This is a genomic window from Singulisphaera sp. GP187, assembly GCF_900129635.1.
Lineage (GTDB): Bacteria > Planctomycetota > Planctomycetia > Isosphaerales > Isosphaeraceae > Singulisphaera.
Map to the genome: position 1 here is coordinate 597,501 of NZ_FSRB01000001.1, position 22,401 is coordinate 619,901.

Sequence of the window (22,401 nt, forward strand, 5' to 3'; positions counted from 1 at the left end):
CACAATACAGTGGAACCCTTACGGATGCGTGAGAGTCGCTTGCCGCGAGGCAACCGACCTCACATTGGGATCGTTACCCAAGTGAGAGTGACTCCTGCGTCGCGAGACGCTGGGCACTCGATCGAAGAGAGATCGGGGACTGACCCTCGCCAGTTCGGCAGTCGAGTTTCTTTCGGGAAACCGCGGCGTCCGGATCGGCGTGGTCAAGCTCCTAAGGGCACGGGGGGGATGCCTAGGCGTCATCAGAGAGACAGGCGTGGAAGGCTGCGATAAGTCCAGGGGAGTTGCCCAACGAACGTCGATCCTGGAATGCCTGTAGAGACCCGGGGAACTGAAACATCTCAGTACCCGGAGGAAAGGAAATCAACCGAGACTCCCTCAGTAGCGGCGAGCGAACGGGGATCAGCCTAAACCGAGTGGGACACCACTCGGGGTCGTGGGGCCGATAACATGGGATGAGTGAGCGTCAGCTGAAGTCTCCTGGAACGGAGCGCCAGAGCGGGTGATAGCCCCGTAAGCGACGATGCAACCTCCCCTCTTCGGTACCCGAGTAGGGTCGGGCACGTGAAACCCGGCCTGAATCGGCGGGGACCATCCCGCAAGGCTAAGCACTCGATGACGACCGATAGCGAACCCAGTAGGGCGACCGAACGGTGGGAAGAACCCCGATTAGGGGAGGAGACTGAACCTGAAACCCCGTGCCTACAAGCGGTGGGAGCGCGATGTCTTCGGACCGCGTGACCGCGTGCCTTTTGCATAATGATCCGGCGAGTTACTGTATCCGGCCCCAGGTTAACCCCTTCAGGGGGGGAGCCGTAGCGAAAGCGAGTCTTCATCGGGCGCCATAGTCGGGTGCAGTAGACGCGAAACCAGGTGAACTACCCATGGGCAGGTTGAAGCGACCCTAACCGGTCGTGGAGGACCGAACCCACCAGTGTTGAAAAACTGGGGGAGGACCCGTGGGGAGGAGTGAAAGTCTTATCAAACCTGGAGATAGCTCGTTCTCTCCGAAATGGCTTTAGGGCCAGCCTCGGGACATATCACGCGGGGGTAGAGCGACGGAATTCGGTAGGGGGGCTTCCCGCCTACCCTCCGAAACCCAACTCCGAATACCGCGTGACGGACCCCGGGAGTCAGAACGTGGGGGATAAGCTTCACGTTCAAAAGGGAAACAACCCAGACCGCCGACCAAGGCCCCCAAATCGACGCTCAGTGGCAAAGGAAGTGGGATCGCGGTGACAGCCGGGATGTTGGCTTAGAAGCAGCCATCATTTCAAAAGTGCGTAACAGCTTACCGGTCGAGCCATCCCGCGCCGAAAATGACGGGGACTAAGCGTCGTGCCGCAGTCGCGGATCAGGTTAAAAACTGATGGTAGGAGAGCGTCGCCCACCGCAACGAAGCAGAATGGAAACGATCTGTGGAGCGTGGGCGAGTGCGAATGCCGGAACGAGTAACGACAAGACAGGTGGGAAGCCTGTCCGCCGAAAGCACAAGGTTTCCTGGGGAAGGTCAATCCGCCCAGGGTCAGTCGGGACCTAAGGCGAGGCCCAAGGGCGTAGCCGATGGACAGACGGTTAATATTCCGCCACCCGATGGTAAGGTTGAACGACAGAGGACGCCGGTTTCAGTCAGGTCGGGGTGCTAGAATACCCCGTGCCGCAAGGCCGACAGCATTCGATCTGGAAGCCTGATGCCAAGCCGGCCACGAAAAGCCCTGTCTGGACGAACCATCCGGCCCGTACCGCAATCCGACACAGGTGTGCTAGGCGAGTATCCGAAGGCGTTCGGGAGAACCCTCGTGAAGGAACTCGGCAAAATGACCCCGTACCTTCGGTATAAGGGGTGCTCTCCGTAAGGAGAGCCGCAGAGAATCGGCTCTAGCGACTGTTTATCAAAAACACAGGACTCTGCCAACTCGCAAGAGGACGTATAGAGTCTGACGCCTGCTCGGTGTCGGTAGGTTAAGGGAGCCGATGAGGCGTAAGCTGAAGTTGGCGACCGAAGCCCCGATAAACGGCGGCCGTAACTATGACGGTCCTAAGGTAGCGAAGTTCCTTGTCGGGTAAGTTCCGACCTGCATGAATGGCGTAACGACTGGAGCACTGTCTCCACGAGGGACCCGGTGAAACTGTAGCCGTGGTGAAGATGCCACGTACCCGCGGTCAGACGGAAAGACCCCGTGAACCTTTACTGCAGGTTGGCATTGGGTCAGCGTCCTTTCTGTGTAGCATAGGTGGGAGGCCGTGATCCGGCGGCGCCAGCCGTCGGGGAGCCATCGGTGAAATACCACCCTGAAATGACTCTGATCCTCACCGGTCCGTAGCCCGGACCGGGACCATGCTCATCGGGCAGTTTGACTGGGGCGGTCTCCTCCCAAAGAGTAACGGAGGAGTGCAATGGTACCCTCGGCCAGGTCGGCAATCTGGCAACATGAGCGCAAACGTAGAAGGGTGCCTGACTGCGAGACCCATCAGTCGAGCAGGGACGAAAGTCGGCGTTAGTGATCCGGCGGTGCTGGATGGAAAGGCCGTCGCTCAACAGATAAAAGGTACTCCGGGGATAACAGGCTGATCTCCCCCGAGCGTCCATAGCGGCGGGGAGGTTTGGCACCTCGATGTCGGCTCATCGCATCCTGGGGCTGGAGAAGGTCCCAAGGGTTTGGCTGTTCGCCAATGAAAGCGGTACGCGAGCTGGGTTCAGACCGTCGTGAGACAGGTCGGTCCCTATCTGCCGTGGGCGTAGGAAACTTGCGAAGGGTCTCCCCTAGTACGAGAGGATTGGGGAGGACCGACCTCTGGTGTACCGGCTGTTCCGCTCGGGGCATCGCCGGGTAGCTAGGTCGGGAAAGGATAAGCGCTGAAGGCATCTAAGCGCGAAGCCCTCTTCAAGACGAGGTTTCCAGCACGCAAGTGCGAAGGCTCCTGGAAGACGACCAGGTCGATAGGCCGGGAGTGCACGGCGAGTGATCGCCGCAGCCGACCGGTCCTAACAGCCGATCGCTTGACCACCCCGATCCGTCCGCCGGCTCCCTTGATCGGGACTCGAATCGGACAGGAATCAGGGTTGCATCATTCACCGATCGCATTCGATCGATCACACGGCGACGGATCCCATCCAATACGGGGACCACGCGTCGTGAAGAGACTCGAAGACGGTTGGTCATGCCCATCGAAAACCGCGGTTTGAGCTTGCGTGATGACCACACGAATCTGAACGACTGACACGTGCTCGGCAGGCTTGATCGCCTGCCGAGTGCTTTTCCGGCGAACATACTGACGGGGTCCCACCCGTTCCCATTCCGAACACGGCCGTTAAGCCCGTCAGGCCCATGATAGTGCCTTTGGCGCGAAAGTCGGTGATCGCCGGAATCCTTCAGCAACGCCCCGATCCTTCTTCATCGAAGGGTCGGGGCGTTTTTTGTTGCGCGCTAGCTTGCGTGAAGCTTTCGCTCGCCTTCCCAAGGTGAGCGAATCCCGCCCGCAGGTCAGCGCTCGCCCCCCCTGGGACCGCGGGCGACCCGCCCGCAATTCAATTTGATCTTTCAATTCAATACAAGAGCGGGCGGGTCGCCCGCGGTCTCAGGAGAACTCATCGAAGAGCGGGCGGGACGACCACGGTTCCAGGGAGCTCCTGGCTGGAAGTCATGGGGAATGGTTTTGCGGAGGGGGACAGGGAGCGATCCGCTCCCCGCTCGCCTTACGGGCAAGCGAATTTTTGAAGCTCCCTGTTTCGTCTATGCCTTTACTGTCCCGCCGCGAATCCAGAATGATCTAAATTTCTGGGGTATCTCAGCCGTTTACCGTATCGATTTTGATGGCGCAGTGATATTCATCAATCAATTGGAATCGATTTGTCCGCTGCCGCAAACCTTGAGCCGGCTGACGCGACGGACTCGCCGGGTCTCTGACAAATGTTATGGCCGGTTCTGGTTCGCGAGATGGTGGGCGAGTACAATCGAATCGGCAACGGGTGAAATCGAGTCGTCGTGAAGTCGGGGGTGGTGCGTTGATCGGGCTACCGATTGTCTGGGCCCAGGCGTCATCGGGTACGAACGCCAACGCATTGGCTTTGCTGTCGTTACGACGTTGGTACTCGAGTCTGACGCTCTCGTCGCCCGAGTCGGTACCAAGCTTGTTTGGCCTCTGGGCATGGCTGCTGGGGATGGCCACGCTGTTGATTGTGGTGATGGCGTTTCAGGGGCCGAAGCGGGCGCTGGGGCAGTTGTTCGACTTCCCCGGGCACTTCCGGCTCATCGCCGGCGCACTCATTCGCCTCCGCCGCTCGGGTCGCGTGGTGGCGGTGACGATCGGGATGACCGTCCTGGCCTGGACCGTGAGTCAGATCCGGACGTATCACCTGGCTCAAGGCAAGGACGACCTGATTCTCCTGACCAAGTCGCGGGGCTTGGGTGAGCTTGCGGTCGAGCAGGGGATCCTTGCCGGTCTGACCCCTTTGCGCGACTTAGTTGGGCTGGCGGATAATTTTCCGTTGCTGTTGCTCGCGACGATCGTCCTGTTCCGGGTGTCGGCCGAACGATGGAGCGGTCCCTATGTTCCGCTTTCGCTACGGCGCGATCGACAAGTGGTTTGGGGTGAACTTGTCTGGGGAGGCGGAGCGCTTTATCTCTTGTATCGGTTGGTTTCGCTGGCGTCCGGAACGGGTGACCTCCCACTGGGCGGTTTGATCATGGTCGAGGTTATCATCATCCCTGTCCTTATGTTACTGCTGGATGCCGGCTTGCTGAGCTGGGTGCTTGTCGAGCTTCGCAATGCGGGTCTGGGGGACACAGGCAACGACGCGCTCGATACGAACGAAGTGGTCAGGATGTTGCCGGGTGCCATGTTGACCTGTCTTGCGGTCCTACCCGCGCGTTACCTGGCGACAGCCGTGCTTTTGGCCACACTCGACATGCCCGGCTCGGTCACGAACTCACTGGTGGGACGGTATGTGCGCTGGCAGTTGAATTGGGGGTTGGCCGATCTTCAAGGCGCGGCCCTGGTCGTCGCCGGGGTGGCCGGTGTGGTCGCCTGGACCCGCGGCACGGTGGGGGGGACGGTGCGTGGCTACCCCCGCTTGCTCGCGGCCGAAGGGGGGCACTTGGCCGCGTTGCTGACCCTGGCGGGACTGGCGGCCGGAACGCTCTCGGCGCTGGCTTACATGATCGTGCTGTCGCTCCCTGCGCAAACCTGGGTCCTTGCGGCCGCCGATGGCTATGCCCATTACGCCACGTTGCCGGTCGGTCTGGTGACCCTGGCGGGCCTCGTTGAGCTGGGAGAGCGCTCGCTCCCCATGGCGACTCTGGCCTCCGCATCCGAAGCCGGTTCGGACCCAACTTCGGCCTGACGGCAAATCCTCCGCACCTTTGACCGAGTTTCCTCGTACTCATGAGAAGTCGGCGAACTTTCCGACCACGGGGAGACTCCGAATCTTGGGGGCGCCAGGCGTCTGACGCCATGGCGTCGAGATTGGGGGGGACCCGAGTTCGATGGCCTGGCTCGCTTGACAGGAACGCGATTACGGGGTTGTAATGAGTGAGACGGCCTGGTCTTCCTCCGGATCTGCTCTGCCGCACCTGCCATGGAGGTCCCTTCAGCCGTTCCCTCGGGCTGTCAACGACAACCCGAAGGCGAGTCTCGACCCAGGTATTCCCCAACGATGCGTTGACAATTTGGAACAGCCTCGTTTCGAGGACACCTCGCCGCGCGCGCGACTCCGCGAGCGTCTAGACCACGGGTCGATCCCTTGTCCCGCGATGCGCCCTGCTCGACGGATCCACCTTCAGGAGGGAAAAGGATAATGTCTACAGGAACGGATCTGATCGCGTCGCTTGCCAGTCGCCAAAACCTGGCTGACTACCAGAAGAAGCACTGGCACGGCTCGTTTGCCGATTATCTCGACATTGTTCGCCAGAACCCCAAGGTGACCCGCACTGCCTACCAGCGGGTCTATGACATGATCCTCAGTCACGGGACCGAGGAGATCATGGTCAACAAGGAAAAAGGGGTTCGCTACAAGTTCTTCGACGACTTTGAGTGTGGTGGCCAGGACGCGATTTTCGGCCTGGACCGGACGTTATTGAACCTGGTCAATATCCTCAAGAGCGCCGCTCACCGTTATGGCACCGAGCGCCGGGTGCTGCTCTTGCATGGCCCGGTGGGCAGTTCCAAGAGCACGATTGCCCGGCTGCTCAAGAAGGGCCTCGAGCTCTATTCGAAGAGCGACGATGGAGCGCTCTACACCTTCGGCTGGAGGGAGGAAACCCTTGACGGGAGCGAGTCGTTCGAAGATTGCCCGATGCACGAGGAGCCGCTCCACCTGATCCCGGCTGAGTTCCGCACGGCCTTGCTCGAGCAGCTCAACGCCGGCACGAACAACTCACCCGCGTCCGATGACTACGAGTTTCAGGTCACCATCGAGGGCGATCTCTGCCCCTACTGCCGGCAGATGTTCAACGAGCGGATGGAACGGTATGACGGCGACTGGGCGAAGGTCCTCGACGACATTCGCGTCCGTCGCTTGATCCTCTCCGAGCAAGACCGGATCGGGATCGGCACGTTCCAGCCCAAGGACGAGAAGAATCAGGACGCCACCGAACTGACGGGCGATATCAACTACCGGAAGATCGCCGAGTATGGCACCGAGAGTGACCCGCGCGCCTTCAATTTCGATGGCGAATTCAACATCGCCAATCGCGGCATCATTGAATTCATCGAGGTCCTCAAGCTCGACGTGGCGTTCCTCTACGACCTGCTGGGAGCCAGCCAGGAACACAAGATCAAGCCCAAGAAGTTCGCGCAGACCGATATCGACGAAGTCATCATCGGGCATACCAATGAGCCGGAGTACAAGAAGCTCCAGTCCAATGAGTTCATGGAGGCCCTGCGCGATCGGACCGTGAAGATTGACGTTCCCTACGTCACTCGGTTGAATGACGAAGTCCAGATCTATCAGAAGGATTACAACAGCCGAAAGGTCCGCGGCAAGACGATCGCGCCTCATACCTTGGAAGTCGCCGCGATGTGGGCCGTCCTGACCCGCCTCGAGGAGCCCAAGAACGCCGGCCTGACGTTGCTCCAGAAGCTCAAGCTGTACAACGGCAAGACGCTTCCCGGCTTCACGGAAGACAATATCAAGGAGCTCCGCGAGGAGGCCGAGCGCGAAGGGATGCACGGGATCAGTCCGCGCTACGTGCAAGACAAGATCTCCAACGCCCTGGTCGCCCACGCCAACGAACGTTCCGTCAACCCGTTCATGGTGCTCAACGAACTCGAGGCGGGCCTCAAACATCATTCGCTGATCAACAGCGAAGATGTACGCAAACACTACAAGCACCTGCTCTCCGTCGTGAAGGAAGAATACGAAGACATCGTCAAGAACGAGGTCCAGCGCGCCATCGCGGCCGATGAAGATTCGCTCGCTCGGCTCAGCGGCAACTACATCGACAGCGTCAAGGCCTACACGCAACGCGAAAAGGTCAAGAACAAGTACACCGGACAGACCGAGGAACCCGACGAACGGCTGATGCGCTCGATCGAAGAGAAGATCGACATCCCCGAAAGCCGCAAGGACGACTTCCGCCGCGAGATCATGAACTACATCGGTGCCCTCTCGCTCGACGGCAAGAAGTTTGACTACAAGGCCAACGAGCGGCTCCAAAAGGCCCTCGAGCTGAAACTTTTCCAGGACCAGAAGGATACGATCAAGCTGACGAGCCTTGTCACCAGCGTTGTGGACAAGGACACCCAGGAGAAGATCGATATCGTCAAGGGCCGCCTGATCCGAAACTACGGCTACGACGAGGATTCGGCGACCGACGTCCTCAACTACGTCGCCAGCATCTATGCCCGAGGCGACGTCAAACGCGGGGCCCACTAAACGCGCTCGGTTGACCCGGCCCGACGAGGGGCCGGGACACCGCGGCCGCACGAATTTTCGAAGAGTAATTGGATATTGATGTTGCCCCGGTCTAAAATTTGCTATGGATAGTGCAGGCGATCCGCGGCAGATTCGGACCGGCTCGATTGCCGCCTCTTTGAGCAGCGCATCCTACCCGCCTGTCATTCTCTTTCCATCGCTCGACCTGATCTTTGCCATGTGGTGTGCGGTCGGACCCATGGGCCGCGAGTGCGACGTGCTGCGCTCACTTTCTCTGAAACGGAACAGGGAAGGCGGTTGGGGTCCGACGGCGGCAGAGCGGGCGGGCGGAGTGGTCTGGTCGGCGCGGCGCCTTTTTTTTTGATCCTGAAAAAAAAGGGCTGGCACGAGTCGGCTGTCCCCCAACGGTGAGGGTTCAACGACCGTGGTGCGAAAAATCGAACGTGACGCAAATCGGTTCAAGCAGATCGTCCGGGGTAAGATCAAGACCGACTTGCGGAAGTACATTACCCATGGCGAAATGATCGGCAAGACGGGGGGCGAGCTCGTCTCGATCCCGCTGCCGCAGATTGATATCCCTGAGTTTCGCTACGGCCCCAAGAACAGCGGGGGAGTCGGGCAGGGGCCGGGAGAGGTGGGCACCCCGATCGGTCGCGCCGGCGAAGGCGACGCGGCCGGGGGGGCGGGCGAAGCGCCCGGCCACCACATCCTCGAAGTGGAGCTGACGCTCAACGAACTGGCCGAAATCCTCGGGGAAGGGTTGGCGCTCCCGCGCATCATGCCCAAGGGGCGGGCCAACATCATCGAGGAGAAGGACAAGTACACCGGGATCCGTCAGGCCGGCCCCGAGAGCCTGCGCCACTTCAAGCGGACCTACAAGAAAGCGCTCAAGCGTCAGATCGCCTCAAGCACGTATAACCCGTCCGACCCGATGGTGATCCCGGTGCGTGAGGACAAGCTCTATCGGTCCTGGAACCCGATCCCGCTGCCCCACTCCAACGCCGTGGTCCTCTACCTGATGGATGTCTCCGGGTCGATGACCGACGACCAGAAGGAGATCGTCCGGATCGAGGCGTTCTGGATCGACACCTGGCTCAAGAGCCAGTACGACGGCGTGACGACCCGCTACATCATCCACGACGCCGTTGCCAAGGAGGTGGACCAGCACACCTTCTACCACACCCGCGAGAGTGGCGGGACCCGGATCAGCTCTGCCTACAACCTCGCCAACCGGATCATCGACGCCGAGCACCCGCCGGCGGATTGGAACATCTACGTGCTTCATTTCTCCGATGGAGACAACTGGGGCGAAGACAACCGCAATTGCGTCTCCTTGCTCCGCGACCAAATCTTGCCCAAGTGCAACCTCTTCGGCTACGGGCAGGTGGAAAGCCCCTACGGTTCGGGGGAATTTTACCGGGAGTTGGAAGAAGCGTTCGACAGCGTGCCGAACTTAGCTCTGTCCGAGATCCGTAACAAAGACGGGATCTTTGAGTCAATCAAGGAATTTCTGGGCCGGGGCCGGTAACGAAAATTCTCCCCGGTCCTTGGCGTTGAGGTGAACCCCAATGGCTGTGTTTCGCGTCCCCTATCCCGAAGATCCCGCGCGTCGCCAGGCCCTTTTCCAACGCGTCGCGACCGCGATGGGCCGGCACGGGCGCTACGAGGGGACGACCGAGCAGGGACACTTTGAAGGCACGACGCCGCTCGGTAAGTTTGCCGGCTCCTATCGCGCGGTCGAGGGTGCCCCCGAGTTGGAGATCGAGCTTACCAAGAAGCCGTGGCTCATCAGTACGCATCTGCTCGAACGCGAGGTCCGCAAGATGTTGGCCCAAGCGTAAAACCGTGTTCCTGATCTCGAGTCTGGGACCGCCTGGAGGTGACGGCCATGTCGATCATGAGCAACGAGCACAACCTTCCGCCCGACCTGGCCGCGCTCCAGGTCGAGACCGAGCAGCACGCCCGCGATTTCGGACTCGACTTCTACGACACGATCTTCGAAGTGCTCGACTATGACGAGCTCTCCGAGATCGCCGCCCTGGGGGGATTCCCGACCCGCTACCCCCACTGGCGGTTCGGGATGGAATACCAGCAACTCTCCAAGGGCTATCGCTACGGGCTCCAGAAGATCTACGAGATGGTCATTAACAATGACCCGTGTTACGCCTACTTGCTCCGCTGCAACCAGTGGGTCGACCAGAAGCTGGTCATGGCGCACGTCTACGGGCATAACGACTTCTTTAAAAACAATATCTGGTTCAGCCGTACCAACCGCAAGATGATGGACGAGACGGCCAATCACGGCAATCGGATCCGCTCACACATGGAGCGGCAGGGCGAGGATGCCGTCGAGAATTTCATCGATAGCTGCCTCTCGCTCGAGAATCTGATCGATATCCACTCGCCGTTCATCAAGCGACGCGATAACCACGACCGCTATGACTTCCGGCAAGACGACTCGGAAGACACCAGCATCCCGTCGAAGTTCCAGAGCAAGGAGTACATGGATGCGTTCGTCAACCCTCCGGCACTCCTCAAGCAACAGGCGAACCAACGAGAAGTCGAGCGACAAAAGGCGCGGCAATTCCCCGAGCAACCGGAGCGCGACGTCCTGCTCTTCCTCCTCGAGCACGCCCCGCTCACCCCTTGGCAGCGCGACGTGCTCAGCATCGTCCGCCAAGAGGCGTATTACTTCGCCCCCCAGGGACAGACCAAGATCATGAACGAAGGGTGGGCGTCGTACTGGCACTCGACGATCATGACGACCCGAACCCTGAGTCCGTCGGAGGTCGTGGACTACGCCGACCATCACTCGGGGACGATGGCCACCCAGCCGGGACGACTCAACCCGTACAAACTCGGGATCGAGTTGTTCCGCGATATCGAAGAACGCTGGAACAAGGGCCAGTTCGGCTCCGAGTACGACGACTGCGACAATTACGAAGCTCGCGAACGCTGGGACAAGAAGCTGGGCTTGGGCCGGGAGAAGATCTTCGAGGTGCGCCGGATCCACAACGACGTGACGTTCGTCGACACTTTCCTCACGCCCGACTTCTGCCGACGCTACCAAATGTTCAGCTACAAGCACAACGATCAGAACGAAACGTACGAGATCGAGAGCCGTGAGTTCAAACAGATCAAAGATCGTTTGCTTTTCGGACTGACCAACTTTGGTCAGCCGATCATCCGGATCAAGGACGGTAACTTCCGGAATCGTGGTGAACTGTACTTGCAGCACGAGCACTTCGGGATCGATCTGAAGCTCGACCATGCCCAGGATACGTTGCGCCACCTCAACCGCCTTTGGACGCGTCCTGTCCATATCGAGACCGTCGTCGATGGGCGGAGTACCTTGTTGTCATTTGACGGCACGGATCACACGATCCGGCCCTTGGGAGGATCGACCCATGAGCCTGAGCCAAAAGATCGCCGCCGCGCTTGACGCGCGCCCTGATAACGGCGCCTTGCCGTGCAACCTCACGGTTGAGGATGAGCCCAATCGTCTAACCCTGGGCCTGACGGCCTCCGGTCCCGTCGGGATGGCGTTCGACCGTCTCGACTTCGCAACCCACGCTCGGACCGACTGGAGTTCCGAAGCGCTCCAAGGCTGGGCCGATCGCATCGCGACTCGGGTGACCTACCTGATGGAGCCCTTGGTCGTTCTGGAGCACGACAAGGTCGGCGGCGAGGTCGAACTTCGCAGCCAAGTCCCCACCTCACGAGGCGACCGGCGTACCTATTTCGAGGTCCGGCTCAACCATCAAGGCACGGTGAAGCTGTCGCGGATCGCCGTCGACGAGTCCTCCCGGCAACGTCACCCAACCACCTGCCAGATGACGCGAGAGGTGCTTGAACGCTTGGCCGACGACCTCGTCGAAAGCGTCGGCTGACCGATGCACCCCAACCCTGCCAGCAACGCGGAGCCGCTTCTCGGCTGAGAAGCGGCTCCGTTTTCGTTGGCGTTGGGTCGCGGGCGGAAATCTGCTGGTTCGCGGGCTGAAGGCGAACGAAGCTTTCCAGGTGAACTCTCCGCTCCCCTGCGTGTTGATGACGTACCGGTCGGATCAGGAGGCTTCCTGGGTCGACTCGTCCTCAGCCTCAGCCTCAGCCTCAGCCTCGTCCTCAGCCTCGTCGTCGGCGTGGTGGGTCAGCGTGTGCATGCCGAGCCGCTGAAACTCTTCCTGGGTGACCTCGAAGGCCTCGCCGTTGAGCGCCCAGATCTCCTCGATCACTTCGTCGACCTCGCGGTCGGGCTCTTCCCAGGTCACGGTGAAAATTGAGTCGTCCTGTACGTAAACGTCGAAGCCGAGGTCGCTGAGATGCGCCTCGATCGCGGCGCGGTGGTCGGAGTTGATACTGAAGGTCCAGCGGATCAGGTCGATCGAGGACGCGCCTTGCTCTTGGCTCATCGGTCGGTTCCCTCCGTGAAACTGACGATCGGATTCATCAGGCCGATCTTGTCCGTGACGTTCGTCATCAAGATTGGATCGGGACGAACTCCACTCGGGCTTCAATCAAATCCGGGGCCTTTATGGAATCGATTTTGCAACCGCCGAACGGCCGCTTCAGTCCACCTCAGCGCCGGCGGCGAAGCTTGGCATAGCGGGGGTGCCACCATCGCGCGTCGATCCGGCGCTCGAGTTGTTCAAGCGGGACGGGATCCGCAATGCCAAGGCGGTGTGCCTCGCCCGCCACGGCCAGGGCAATTCGCCGCGAGACGCTCGCGATGTTTTCCAGGGCCGGGAACAGTGAACCGCCCAAGGTCGTTCGGGCCGGCGAGGCTTCGGCCAAGGCTCGGGCCGAGGCGAGGAACAGGTCCTCGGGCACGCGCCGCGCCCCTGAGGCGATCACCCCTTGGCCGAGTCCGGGGAAGATGTATGCATTATTGCATTGGCCGACCGCAAACGTACGGCCACCGAAGACGACGTCGGGGAAGGGACTGCCGGTCGCCACGAGCGCCCGACCGTCGGTCCAGGCGATGACGTCGGCGGGGGTCGCCTCGCATCGGGAGTTCGGGTTCGAGAGCGGGAAGATGGCCGGGCGATCGACGTGTTGCGCCATTGCGCGGACGACCTCCTCGGTGAACGTCCCGGGTCGCCCCGAAGTCCCGATCAGGACCGTTGGATGGACGTTCTTGACCACCTCCCCCAGCGTGTACCCACCCGATTCGTGCGCCCAGCCTTCGAGTCGCTCGAGCGGCTGAGCGAACCGCCGCTGAAACGGTTGGAGGCCGGTCATCGCCGAGTGGAGCAGACCGTCACGATCGACCAGCCAGAGTTGCGCAAGCGCCTCGCGCTCGGTCCGTCCTTCGGCCACCATCGCGGTCACGATCTGGTCCGCGATCCCGGTACCGGCGGAGCCGGCTCCCAGGATCGCCACGCGCTGGTCGGCCAGGCGCGTCCCGGAGACATGGCCCGCCGCCAAGATGGCCGCCAGGCTGACGGCGGCGGTCCCCTGGATATCGTCGTTGAAGGTGCAGAGCCGGTCGCGGTATTGGTCGAGCAACCGCCGGGCGTTGGGCAGGGCGAAGTCTTCCCACTGGAGCAACGTGTTTGGCAACACGCGAGTCACGGCGCTGACAAACTGCTCGATGAAATCATCATACTCGGTGCCGCGCATCCGTGGATGGCGCCAGCCGAGGTAGAGCGGATCGGCGAGCGCCTCCTCGTTGTCGGTCCCGGCGTCGAGGAAGATCGGCAAGGTGCGCGCGGGGTTGATGCCGCCGCAGAGGGTGTAGAGCGAGAGCTTACCGACGGGAATTCCCATGCCGCCGACCCCGAGGTCGCCGAGGCCGAGGATTCGCTCGCCGTCGGTCACGACGATCACGTCCACGTCGCGGTAGGGCCGGTTCTCGAGAATCGTCTCGAGATTGGCGCGGTGCTCGTACGAGACGAACAGGCCGCGGGGGCGTCGATAGGTCCGGCTGAAGTACTGGCAGGCTTCGCCGACCACGGGCGTATAGATCAGCGGCATCATCTCGGTGATGTGGTCGGCCATGAGGCGATAGAAGAGCACCTCATTACGATCTTGGAGGTCGCGGAGGTAGATGTGCTGTTGCAACTCGGTGCGCTTCTGCTCGAAGTCGCGATAGCGCCGGTCGAGTTGCTCATCGATCGAGCCGACGTGCGGGGGGAGCAGGCCGTGCAGTCCGAATTCCGCGCGTTCGTCCTCGGGAAAGGCACTCCCTTTGTTGAACAGAGGACAGTCGAGGAGCGAGAGGGCCGTCAGGGGAACCTCGACGATCTCATCACCTGTTTCCGCGTCAACGGTGATCTGGAAGTCCAGCACAAGGCGTCTCCGATCGGTCGGTCCGTCTGTGGTTGAGTCGTCCCACCCCTCCAAAAGCGTGGGAGCCCGCGCCGTCGTGCGACGGTCCGCAGACCGATCTTAGAGGGCGGCCCGCGTTTCTGGAAAGGGGAATCGGCTCCAGCGGTGCAACGATCGTCGCCAGGATCGCGGTCGGGCCTTTCCTGCGGGGAGGATGGCCGTATAATCGTGGGTGAGCGTGGCCTTGCTCCTTGAACCCCATCATGACCAACCTCCGCGGGCCGGATGCTCAAGACCTGGGAACCGTTCGGGACGACGAGACGTCACGCGTTGGCTCGTCCCGGCCATGGAAGGCTTGACATGGGTCTTGTGAAGAGTCTTTCCAATCGCTGATCGCTTGATTGACACCTGTTGAATCGACGTCAGGGATGTTCCAGGTTTCGCGCTGGGTTCTGCCTCCCCTTTTTTTTGTTGGGACCCAGGCGATGGGGATTACGTTCTCTTGGAGTTCCGGTTCGAGGAGACGACCGGACTCCGCATGAGGTCGTCATCATGTTTGGCGGGCGCAGGACGTACGTCTTCCTTTCGATCGTCGTGTTCGGGACCCTCGGCTGTTCGGGAGCCGGCGAGGTCCGCTACGTCTACCAGGACGGGCATTCGGGCGTGATCGGGATGCCGGCGAATACCTCGAAGTGGCCGAAGTATTATCGCAAGCATGCGGATAAGATGATGGAGCAGCATTTCCCGGGCGGCTACGAAGTCGTTCGCGCTGAGGAAGTGGTCGAGGGATCGCGGGTTCTCACCATCAATGGGTCGAATTCGGCCGAGATCCAGCCCACGGCCTCGACTCATCTGCTCGCGGTGGGCAAGCTGGGGCGGACCACGTCACGAAGCCAGTCCGACTCGTTGAAGATCAAGGAATGCCGGATCCTTTACCGGAAAAATGAGTCGCTCGATCCTGAGTCGCAGGTCGAATACGCGGCGCGGGCGATGTGGACCCCCGCCCCTTATATCGATCCCAACGCCCTCGATCGCAAGCTGGCCAAGGCCAAGCCCGACGAGCCGAAGCTCTGCGAGCCCGGGGCGCTGGCCAAAGCCGCCGTTTCGGTTCAATCGGGAAGTGCGTCCGAGGCCAAGCCGGCGCAAGCGGATCGTGCTCCCGTGGCCGGCCCCTCCCCACCACGGGACGCCTCGGTGATCAAGGCCTTTTGAGGCGTTGTCACGAGGCTCGATCAATCCAAAAGGGCGGCCGGCTCCAATTTCAGTGCCGGCTTGGGCCGCGGGGGAGTCGCGGCGAACTTGGTGGTGCCGCGGCCAAGACAACGATCGAACGTCCCGAGCGTGGCCGCCAGTAAGCTGACGGCGAGCAATGAGTCGACGATACACCAGACAAAGAGCCAGGCGGCGTATTCCGGCCAGTCGTTATTGCTGATCTGCACCAACAGATTCGGGGCGACCGTTCCCAGCCAGGGACTGGCCGATCCGATTCCCAGCGCAAGCGAACCACTCGTGGCCATCCCCAGGAGTTCCGCGAGAAGAGGCCAGCCGATCGTCACGAGAACATAGGCCGTGACGGTCAGGGCCATGACCTGACCCTGGCGTTGGATCCAGGTCGCCAGCGCCAGCCCCAGGCTCGTCAGCGCCGCACCAAAGGAGAGGATCAGGCCGACGACCAAGGGGACGGCCACCCAGTGCCCATACCGACATGCGATTGCGAAAGTGACAATGCCGGGCAGGATGGCGAGAAAGAGGGTTCCCTGGTAAGCGCCCCACCACTTGCCGAGCACGATCGCCCGCGTCGACATGGGCGTCGCCAGCACGACGTCGAGGCTGCCGCGGACCCGCTCCTCGGTCATCGACGTCGACGATGCGATGCTCAGGAGGAGAAAGCCGACCGCGACCTGACCGCCGTTGAGAAAAGCGACGGCCTGACACTGGGTCGAGTTGCCACCAATGATGATATACACCATCATCAGGCTGAGCGCGATCGCCGCCCCGTGATAAAGCGTCCCGAGAATTCGGCTCCACCGCGACGGCCGGCGGCGATGCCACTCGCGCCAGAGGACCGGGTTAAAATCGAGCCGCGGGCCGAACCCATCGCGACGCCGACGGCCCTGGCCACTTGCGAACAACCCCCGCCTTCGACCTGGGGCATGGCCGGCCTGTCGGGACGCGACCGCCCTGATCCGCAGGACCGCCAAGGCCGTCAGCCCGGCCGAGATCCCGCAACTGACCGCCAGGAAGAGGACTCGCGGCCCCAGATCCACCGCTCCACGTTGCCAAGAGCTGGAGAAAGCGAGCCAGAACGGATTCACCCCGTTGAGCCATTGCGGCGGCGGGCCGAATCTCCAGCGCAAGGCCCAATTCAAGAGGGACCAGGTCGGACTTCCGAGGATCCAGACGAGGAGTATGGCGTATGTGGCCATGAGCACTTCATGCGTCTTCGTTCCCCAGACCGAAAGCAGGAAGGCGAGGGTGCAGCCGAGGGTCGCGACCCCGAGGCTCACCAGGAAAGCGCCGGTCAGGGCGTCGGGATCGACCCCGCCCATGAGCGACACCAGCGCCAGGGCCGGCAAGGCGCTGGCGACGAGGCCAAGCACCGGAACCAACCGCGCGGCCAATTTGCCCAGCACGATCTCGGCGTTGGAGAGGTCGGTCATCAGCAGGTGGGTCAGCGTCCCCCGCGCCTTGTCCAGGCAGATCGAGCCGGCCGTTGCCGCGGGAGCGGCCAGTAAGAGCAGGATGAGCTGAGTTCCGACGATCGTGTCGTAAATTGACCGCCCGGCTTCGGCCTGGCTCTGGATCGTCACCCGCTTCTGGTTCGCTACGTTCGCCCGCCAAACCAGAGCCAGGCTCGCCAGCAAGACGGCCACAAACAGCGAACGCACGGCATAGACCTGCCAACGCCTCGAGGTCGCCAGCCACTCGTAGGCGAAGACCGGTCCCAGTCCCACTCTCATACGCATCTCCGATCCTCCTCGTCCGAGGATACACCGGACCGTCTGGACTTGCGCGGCCGTTGCCGAGCGAAACTGCGAAATCGGGTTTGAAAGAAGTTGTTGACACGATGATCGTGGTGCGGTAGTTTGTGTTGACAGGTGGTTGAAGTTCAATGAGGACCAGGGAAATGGCGTCTTCGCCGTTACAGGACGAAGTCAAGAAGCGAAACCCGTTTGATGCTCCGGAGCAGGAAGTGTCGTTGAACCTGGTGAAGACCACCGAGTTTCTTCAGGCGGAGTTCGCTCGGCTCTTCAAGCAGCATCAGATTAGCGGGGCTCAATATAATGTGCTCAGGATCCTCCGGGGGGCGGGAACCGAACTGCCTTGCCTGGAGGTGGCCAGCCGGATGATTTCCCATCTGCCCGACATCACCCGGTTGGTCGACCGGCTCGAGGCGGGGGGGTTGGTCGAGCGGTGTCGGACCCAGGAGGACCGCCGTCTCGTGCTGATCAAGATCACCACGCAGGGGATGGCGGTCCTGGCCGAGCTTGATGCTCCGGTCCTCGCGCTCCATAAGAAGCAGCTTGGCCATCTGACGGCGGAAGAAATGGCCGAGTTCAATCGCTTGCTGGTGAAGGCGAGACGACCGGCGACGTAGAATTTCGCTCGCCTGAAAAGGCGAGCGGGGAGCGTAAGCTCCCTGTCTTTTGAGCTTTATCGCAGGGTGGGTCGAGAGCGAAACCTCGTGGGCTGCGCCCACCCGACAAGAGTAAGCTGGCTTCTCGAGTTCGGTCGTACTGGTTCGCAGCGGTCTTTCACAACGCAAAAAAGAAACAGGAGACGACGTGATGACGGTACGCAAGCTCACGCTCATGGCGGGACTCGTTTCTGGGATGGGACTGTCGCTCGGTCACGCGAACCCCGCGGCGGCCCAGGCGTACAAGGTGGACACGGTCCACTCGGCGACGGTCTTCCGTGTCAAGCACATGAACACGAGCTACTCCTATGGCCGGTTCAACGACATCTCCGGTCAGTTCTCCCTGGATGAAAAGGATCCGAAGAACGCCCATCTCGACATCGTGGTGAAGACGGATAGCATCGACACCGCCAACGCGAATCGCGACAAGCACCTGAAGAGTCCCGACTTCTTCAACGCGGTTCAGTACAAGACGATCTCGTTCAAGAGCAAGTCGGTGGCCAAGTCGGGGGCGGACACGTTCCAGGTCCACGGCGACCTGACGCTCCACGGCGTGACCAAGCCCTTGGCGTTGACGGTGACCCGCACCGGGGCGGGCAAGGACATGAAGGGGAAGCCGGTCGCCGGGTTCGAGACCGAATTCGCAATCAAGCGATCGGACTTCAATATGAACAAGATGCTTGAAGGCATTGGCGACGACGTGAAGATTGTGGTGAGCGTCGAGGGTGGTCAATAACGAACCGAGCGGATCGAAGGCCCGACGGGCGGTTCCCCGGAGCGGGAACGGCGCGGCGGGCCTTCGGCCGTTACGGAGGGCGTGACAATGCCAAGTCCCCTCAGCATCATTCTCTTCGGAGTGCTTCTCCCGGCGCTCGCGACAGTCACCGTCCTGATCGCGGCCTGGCGGGTCGGTCGCCGTCTTGATTTGAAAGTTCGCGGTGGCCTGGCCGTGGCGCTGGCGCTCGGGCTGGGCGATCTGGCGGGCCATCTCGGGGTGGCCTGGCCCGCCTGGCCTCCCTCGGAGGTGACGGACCGGATTCCGATCCTCGTGGGCGTCGCGATCCTCGCGGCGCTCGTTGCGGTCCTTGGTGGCCCCGGCCGACGTTGGCTCTCCTGGGTCAATCGGGCCGTCGTCTCCGGGGTCACGATCGCGGTGATCGTGAGCCCGGCGTTCGGAGAAGCGTGGTCGGCTCCGGCAACCTTGTTCGGTGCGGCCTTGCTCGGAATCGGCATGATTTTGGCGTGGGCGAATCTTGATGCCCTTGCGACTCGTTGCTCAGGAGCAGGCATTTTCTTGCCCTTGCTCCTCATCAGCAGCGGAGCGAGCGTGGCCCTCCTGGTCTCCGGAAGCATGGTCCTGGCACTCTTGGCCGGTGTCCTCTCGGCCGCGCTCGCGGCTTGTGGACTTGTGGCCTGGCGGGTTCCCGCGATCGGCTTTGGGCCTGGCGGACCCTCGATCGTGGTGGTGGTCTTGGCAAGCCTGCTCTTGATCAACCGGTTCTATGCGGAGCTCCCCTCGGGAAGCGTCGCGCTCTTCGCTGTTGCTCCCGCGGCGGTCTGGTTCGGCCAACTCGGGACGATCCGGAGCCGCGCTCCTTGGATTCGAACCCTTGCGGCCACGGCGGCCGTGCTCGTCCCGGTGGCGCTCGCCATCGGCCTTGCTGTGGCGGCGATGCCCTCGTACGAATACTGACCGCGATCCGCCGATCGGCTTCAGAGGCGAATCACGATCTTGCCGAAATGGGCCGCGCTCTCCATGTGGCGGAACGCGGCCGGCGTTTCCTGGAACGGAAAGACCCGATCGATTACCGGGCGAAGTTCATGGACCCGGATCGCGCGGTTCATTACCTCGAACATGGCGCGTGAGCCAACGAGGATCCCGCGGACCTCGATCGCCCTCATGACGATCGGAAGGATGTTGATTTCGGCGGCCCCACCCGCCAGCACGCCAATCAGGCTGATCTGCCCGGCCGTTCGGACGGCATGGAGCGATTTCGAGAGTGTGCCGGCACCGCCGACCTCGACCACCAGGTCCACCCCTCGGCCGTTTGTCAGCGCGCGCACGCGCTTCTCCCAGTCGGGAGTCGCCTGGGAGTTGATCCCGGCCGCCGCGCCCATGTTGAGCACGCGCTGAAGCTTTTCGTCAGTGCTCGAGGTGGCGATGACCGTCGCGCCGGCCAGCTTGGCGAACTGGAGGGCGAAGAGCGAGACGCCGCCCGTGCCGAGGGTCAGAATGGTGTCCCCTGCTTTGAGCGTTCCGGCGGCGAACAGGGCGTTCCAGGCGGTCACCGCCGCGCAAGGGAGGGTTGACCCCTCTTCGAAGCTCAGATGATCGGGCAGAACGACCAGGCCGTTTTCATGGAGCACCAGGAACTCCGCGAGCACGCCGTCGATCGCGCCCCCGAGCGCTGACTTACCGTGGGTTTCGTTCAATTCCCCGGCCAGCCACGCCTGCATGAAAATCGGTGCAACCCGGTCGCCGACCCGCACCCGCGTCACCCCGGCGCCGACCTCGACGACTTCGCCCGCTGCGTCCGAGAGCGGGACGGCGGGCCGGGGGAAGTTCTTGTTATACAGGCCCTTGAGGACGAGCAGGTCTCGATAGTTCAAGGAAACGGCCTGCACCCGGACGAGCACTTGCCCAGGCCCGGGGGTGGGCGTGGGCAACTCGTCGAGACGCAGGCCGTCGAGTCCGCCGAACTCGTGGATCCGATACGCTTTCATGATCCGGTGTCCCACCCGTCGCGGGTCGCCCGGCGACGAGCGTCCCGCGCCGGTTGGGGATGGGCCGGGCCGCTCAGAGCGTCGGGAGTTCGAGGTTTTCCTGAATCGCGATCTTACGGAGCTTCTCCTGGGCCCGCGACTCGATCTGGCGGACCCGCTCCTTGGTCACTCCGAGTTCCTGCCCGAGCTGCTCGAGGGTATGGGCGACGGTCCCTTCCAGGCCGAACCGGCTGGTCAGAACCCGTCGTTCCCGATCGGACAGGCGGCCGAGTAAGCCTTGGACTGCCTCACGGGTCCGCTTCTGGGCGGCCTCGTACTCGTGCTCGTCGGTCCGGTGATCGGCGGCGGCCTCGAACATTTCTTCGTGGCCGGTGACGAACCGGTCGCGGCGGTGTTTTTCTTCGGGGATCGAGCGGATGTAGTTCCGCATGATCGCCCAAGAGGCATAGGTGCTGAATTTATTACCACGGGCGTAGTCGAATTTTTCAACCGCCCGGATCAACGACATGTTGCCGTCGGAGACCAGTTCGAAGAAGTTGTTCGCCGGCCCCAGGTGCTTTTTGGCGATCGAGACCACCAGGCGAAGGTTGGCCCGGATGATCTGGTTCTTGGTGGCGAGCGCCTCTTCCATCAGCCGCTCGATCTCGTCGAGCACGGCGGGCTTCACGCGAGTGGGGTCGATCGTGGAGCGCATCTGGTTGACGCGGAACTTCAGGTAGTTCATTTTGCGGAACAGGTGGGCTTCCTGCTCACGCGACAACAGGGGGACGTCGTACAGGCTCGCGAGGTACGGGGGCAGCCCTTCGGGGGGCTTGGAACGTCGCGCCTTGCCGGCCGCCGATTCGGGCAGCGGCGCCAGGAATTCCGCCTCGACGCCCGGCGTTTCAAAGCTGGGGTCGGGCATGAAGTCGAGCACGTGGTCGATAATCCGCTTGGCGCGGTGCTCGGTCAGGACCCGATCGATCCGCGACCTGGTTTGGCGGAAGCGGGCCGCGAGGGCGTCGGGAGAAACTCCGCGACGGAACAGGCGGTCGATTTCCAACTTGGCCGCATCGTCCAGACGCCGAACCGACGCCGGGGTGTGGGACGGCTGGGCGGAATCCAAAACTGATTCAAGGACCACGTCGAGTGCTGCCATGTTCGTCTTCCTTCTTTTGGCCGGATCCACCCATCAACCGAGCGTCTTTTTATCCAGGTGCCCGTTTCCGAAGCGTTGTCTTGTAATAGACCAGTCAGTCAAGCAATTCTCGGGCCCTGGATCGTCAATCCTTCGCCGAAAGCCGTGGGACCGGAGCGATCTCACGGTTGAACGTGAAGGAGCAGCCCGAACATCACGTTGAGAAACGTCTGAAGCGGCACGATGCTTCGGATCGTCTTGGCTCGAAGGACGGCGCCTTGCCAGCTATTGAGCCAGAACTCGGCGAGTTCGTGGACGTCGATGTCCGGCGGAATCTCACCAAGCTGCTGGGCCTCACCGAGTACGACGGCGTAGCGATTGACCCAGCCATCGAAGATCTCTTCCAGTCGTGCCCGAAACGCTTCGCTCTGCGCGGCCATCTCCTGGCTCAAGTTCCCGGCCAGGCAGCCGTTACGGCACTCCTGGGACTGAATCCTCGCACAGGCGGAGTCAAAATAGCGGCGAAGCCGGTCGAGTGGGCCGAGCGTGAGGTCGCCCAGGTCACGCTCGAAGTTTTCGTTGTAGCACTCGGCAAAACTGTCGAGTACCTGAAGCCCAAAATCTTCCTTGCTCGTAAAATAGTAGTAGAACGAACCCTTGGGGACGCCGGCGGCCTGGATGATGGCTTCAATCCCAGCGTGATTGTAGCCCTTCTCCAGGAAAACCCGTTTGCCGGCTTCCAGCAGAACGGTTTTGGTTTTTTCCTTGCTCATGACGTCA

Annotated in this window: 16 protein-coding genes and 2 rRNA genes; 12 read left to right on the forward strand and 6 right to left on the reverse strand. The window is 61.8% G+C overall.

Annotated elements, in window-relative coordinates; genetic code table 11:
- Positions 1-201 precede the first annotated feature (201 nt).
- The 8 genes from BUS42_RS02440 (at position 202) to BUS42_RS02475 (ending at position 11,766) form a co-directional block, all read left to right on the forward strand.
- Positions 202-3,009: ribosomal RNA gene (locus BUS42_RS02440) — 23S ribosomal RNA — on the forward strand.
- A 251-nt stretch (positions 3,010-3,260) separates the two neighbouring features.
- A 5S ribosomal RNA gene (gene rrf / locus BUS42_RS02445) occupies positions 3,261-3,369 on the forward strand.
- A gap of 601 nt (positions 3,370-3,970) precedes the next feature.
- Complete coding sequence (locus BUS42_RS02450; protein ID WP_254053254.1) at positions 3,971-5,344, forward strand: hypothetical protein; 1,374 nt, start codon at positions 3,971-3,973, stop codon at positions 5,342-5,344.
- A 453-nt stretch (positions 5,345-5,797) separates the two neighbouring features.
- Positions 5,798-7,876, forward strand: a complete 2,079-nt coding sequence (locus BUS42_RS02455) for a PrkA family serine protein kinase (RefSeq protein WP_074304964.1) — start codon at positions 5,798-5,800, stop codon at positions 7,874-7,876.
- Between the two features lie 424 nt (positions 7,877-8,300).
- Entirely contained in the window at positions 8,301-9,404 is a 1,104-nt protein-coding gene (locus BUS42_RS02460) for a DUF444 family protein (RefSeq protein ID WP_074304966.1), read from the forward strand.
- Positions 9,405-9,444: 40 nt separating this feature from the next.
- Positions 9,445-9,717, forward strand: a complete 273-nt coding sequence (locus tag BUS42_RS02465; protein ID WP_074304968.1) for a hypothetical protein — start codon at positions 9,445-9,447, stop codon at positions 9,715-9,717.
- A 47-nt stretch (positions 9,718-9,764) separates the two neighbouring features.
- On the forward strand, positions 9,765-11,318 hold the full coding sequence (locus tag BUS42_RS02470) for a SpoVR family protein (protein WP_074304970.1): 1,554 nt from the start codon (positions 9,765-9,767) through the stop codon (positions 11,316-11,318).
- Entirely contained in the window at positions 11,284-11,766 is a 483-nt protein-coding gene (locus BUS42_RS02475) for a hypothetical protein (protein ID WP_074304972.1), read from the forward strand. Before BUS42_RS02470 ends, BUS42_RS02475 begins: the two co-directional genes overlap by 35 nt.
- A 174-nt stretch (positions 11,767-11,940) precedes the next feature.
- On the opposite strand, the gene BUS42_RS02480 is transcribed toward BUS42_RS02475, so the two are convergent.
- Both BUS42_RS02480 and BUS42_RS02485 read right to left on the reverse strand, forming a co-directional pair.
- Positions 11,941-12,285, reverse strand: a complete 345-nt coding sequence (locus tag BUS42_RS02480; protein ID WP_074304974.1) for a hypothetical protein — start codon at positions 12,283-12,285, stop codon at positions 11,941-11,943.
- 166 nt (positions 12,286-12,451) lie between these two features.
- A complete protein-coding gene (locus BUS42_RS02485; RefSeq protein WP_074310594.1) occupies positions 12,452-14,149 on the reverse strand; it encodes an NAD-dependent malic enzyme in 1,698 nt (565 codons plus the stop codon).
- Positions 14,150-14,695: 546 nt separating this feature from the next.
- On the opposite strand from BUS42_RS02485, the gene BUS42_RS02490 reads away from it, so the two are divergent.
- A complete protein-coding gene (locus BUS42_RS02490) occupies positions 14,696-15,355 on the forward strand; it encodes a hypothetical protein (protein WP_074304976.1) in 660 nt (219 codons plus the stop codon).
- Between the two features lie 20 nt (positions 15,356-15,375).
- On the opposite strand, the gene BUS42_RS02495 is transcribed toward BUS42_RS02490, so the two are convergent.
- Positions 15,376-17,109, reverse strand: a complete 1,734-nt coding sequence (locus BUS42_RS02495; RefSeq protein WP_143206218.1) for an ABC transporter permease subunit — start codon at positions 17,107-17,109, stop codon at positions 15,376-15,378.
- 161 nt (positions 17,110-17,270) lie between these two features.
- Between BUS42_RS02495 and BUS42_RS02500 the strand changes: the two genes are divergently transcribed.
- The 3 genes from BUS42_RS02500 (at position 17,271) to BUS42_RS02510 (ending at position 19,473) form a co-directional block, all read left to right on the forward strand.
- Positions 17,271-17,741 (forward strand): MarR family winged helix-turn-helix transcriptional regulator, encoded by a 471-nt coding sequence (locus BUS42_RS02500; RefSeq protein ID WP_074304980.1) that lies wholly within the window; start codon positions 17,271-17,273, stop codon positions 17,739-17,741.
- A 190-nt stretch (positions 17,742-17,931) separates the two neighbouring features.
- Positions 17,932-18,516: a YceI family protein gene (locus tag BUS42_RS02505; protein WP_074304982.1), complete on the forward strand. Its 585-nt coding sequence runs from the start codon at positions 17,932-17,934 to the stop codon at positions 18,514-18,516.
- A gap of 87 nt (positions 18,517-18,603) precedes the next feature.
- On the forward strand, positions 18,604-19,473 hold the full coding sequence (locus BUS42_RS02510; RefSeq protein WP_074304984.1) for a hypothetical protein: 870 nt from the start codon (positions 18,604-18,606) through the stop codon (positions 19,471-19,473).
- A gap of 20 nt (positions 19,474-19,493) precedes the next feature.
- Here the strand turns inward: BUS42_RS02510 and BUS42_RS02515 are convergent, their stop codons facing one another.
- From BUS42_RS02515 to BUS42_RS02525, 3 genes are all read right to left on the reverse strand, one after another.
- On the reverse strand, positions 19,494-20,504 hold the full coding sequence (locus BUS42_RS02515) for a zinc-dependent alcohol dehydrogenase family protein (RefSeq protein ID WP_074304986.1): 1,011 nt from the start codon (positions 20,502-20,504) through the stop codon (positions 19,494-19,496).
- A gap of 73 nt (positions 20,505-20,577) precedes the next feature.
- Positions 20,578-21,642, reverse strand: a complete 1,065-nt coding sequence (locus BUS42_RS02520) for a sigma-70 family RNA polymerase sigma factor (RefSeq protein WP_074304988.1) — start codon at positions 21,640-21,642, stop codon at positions 20,578-20,580.
- A 161-nt stretch (positions 21,643-21,803) separates the two neighbouring features.
- The gene (locus tag BUS42_RS02525; RefSeq protein ID WP_074310596.1) at positions 21,804-22,394 is read right to left on the reverse strand and encodes a TetR/AcrR family transcriptional regulator; all 591 of its coding nucleotides are present in this window, start codon (positions 22,392-22,394) and stop codon (positions 21,804-21,806) included.
- Between the last annotated feature and the right edge of the window lie 7 nt (positions 22,395-22,401).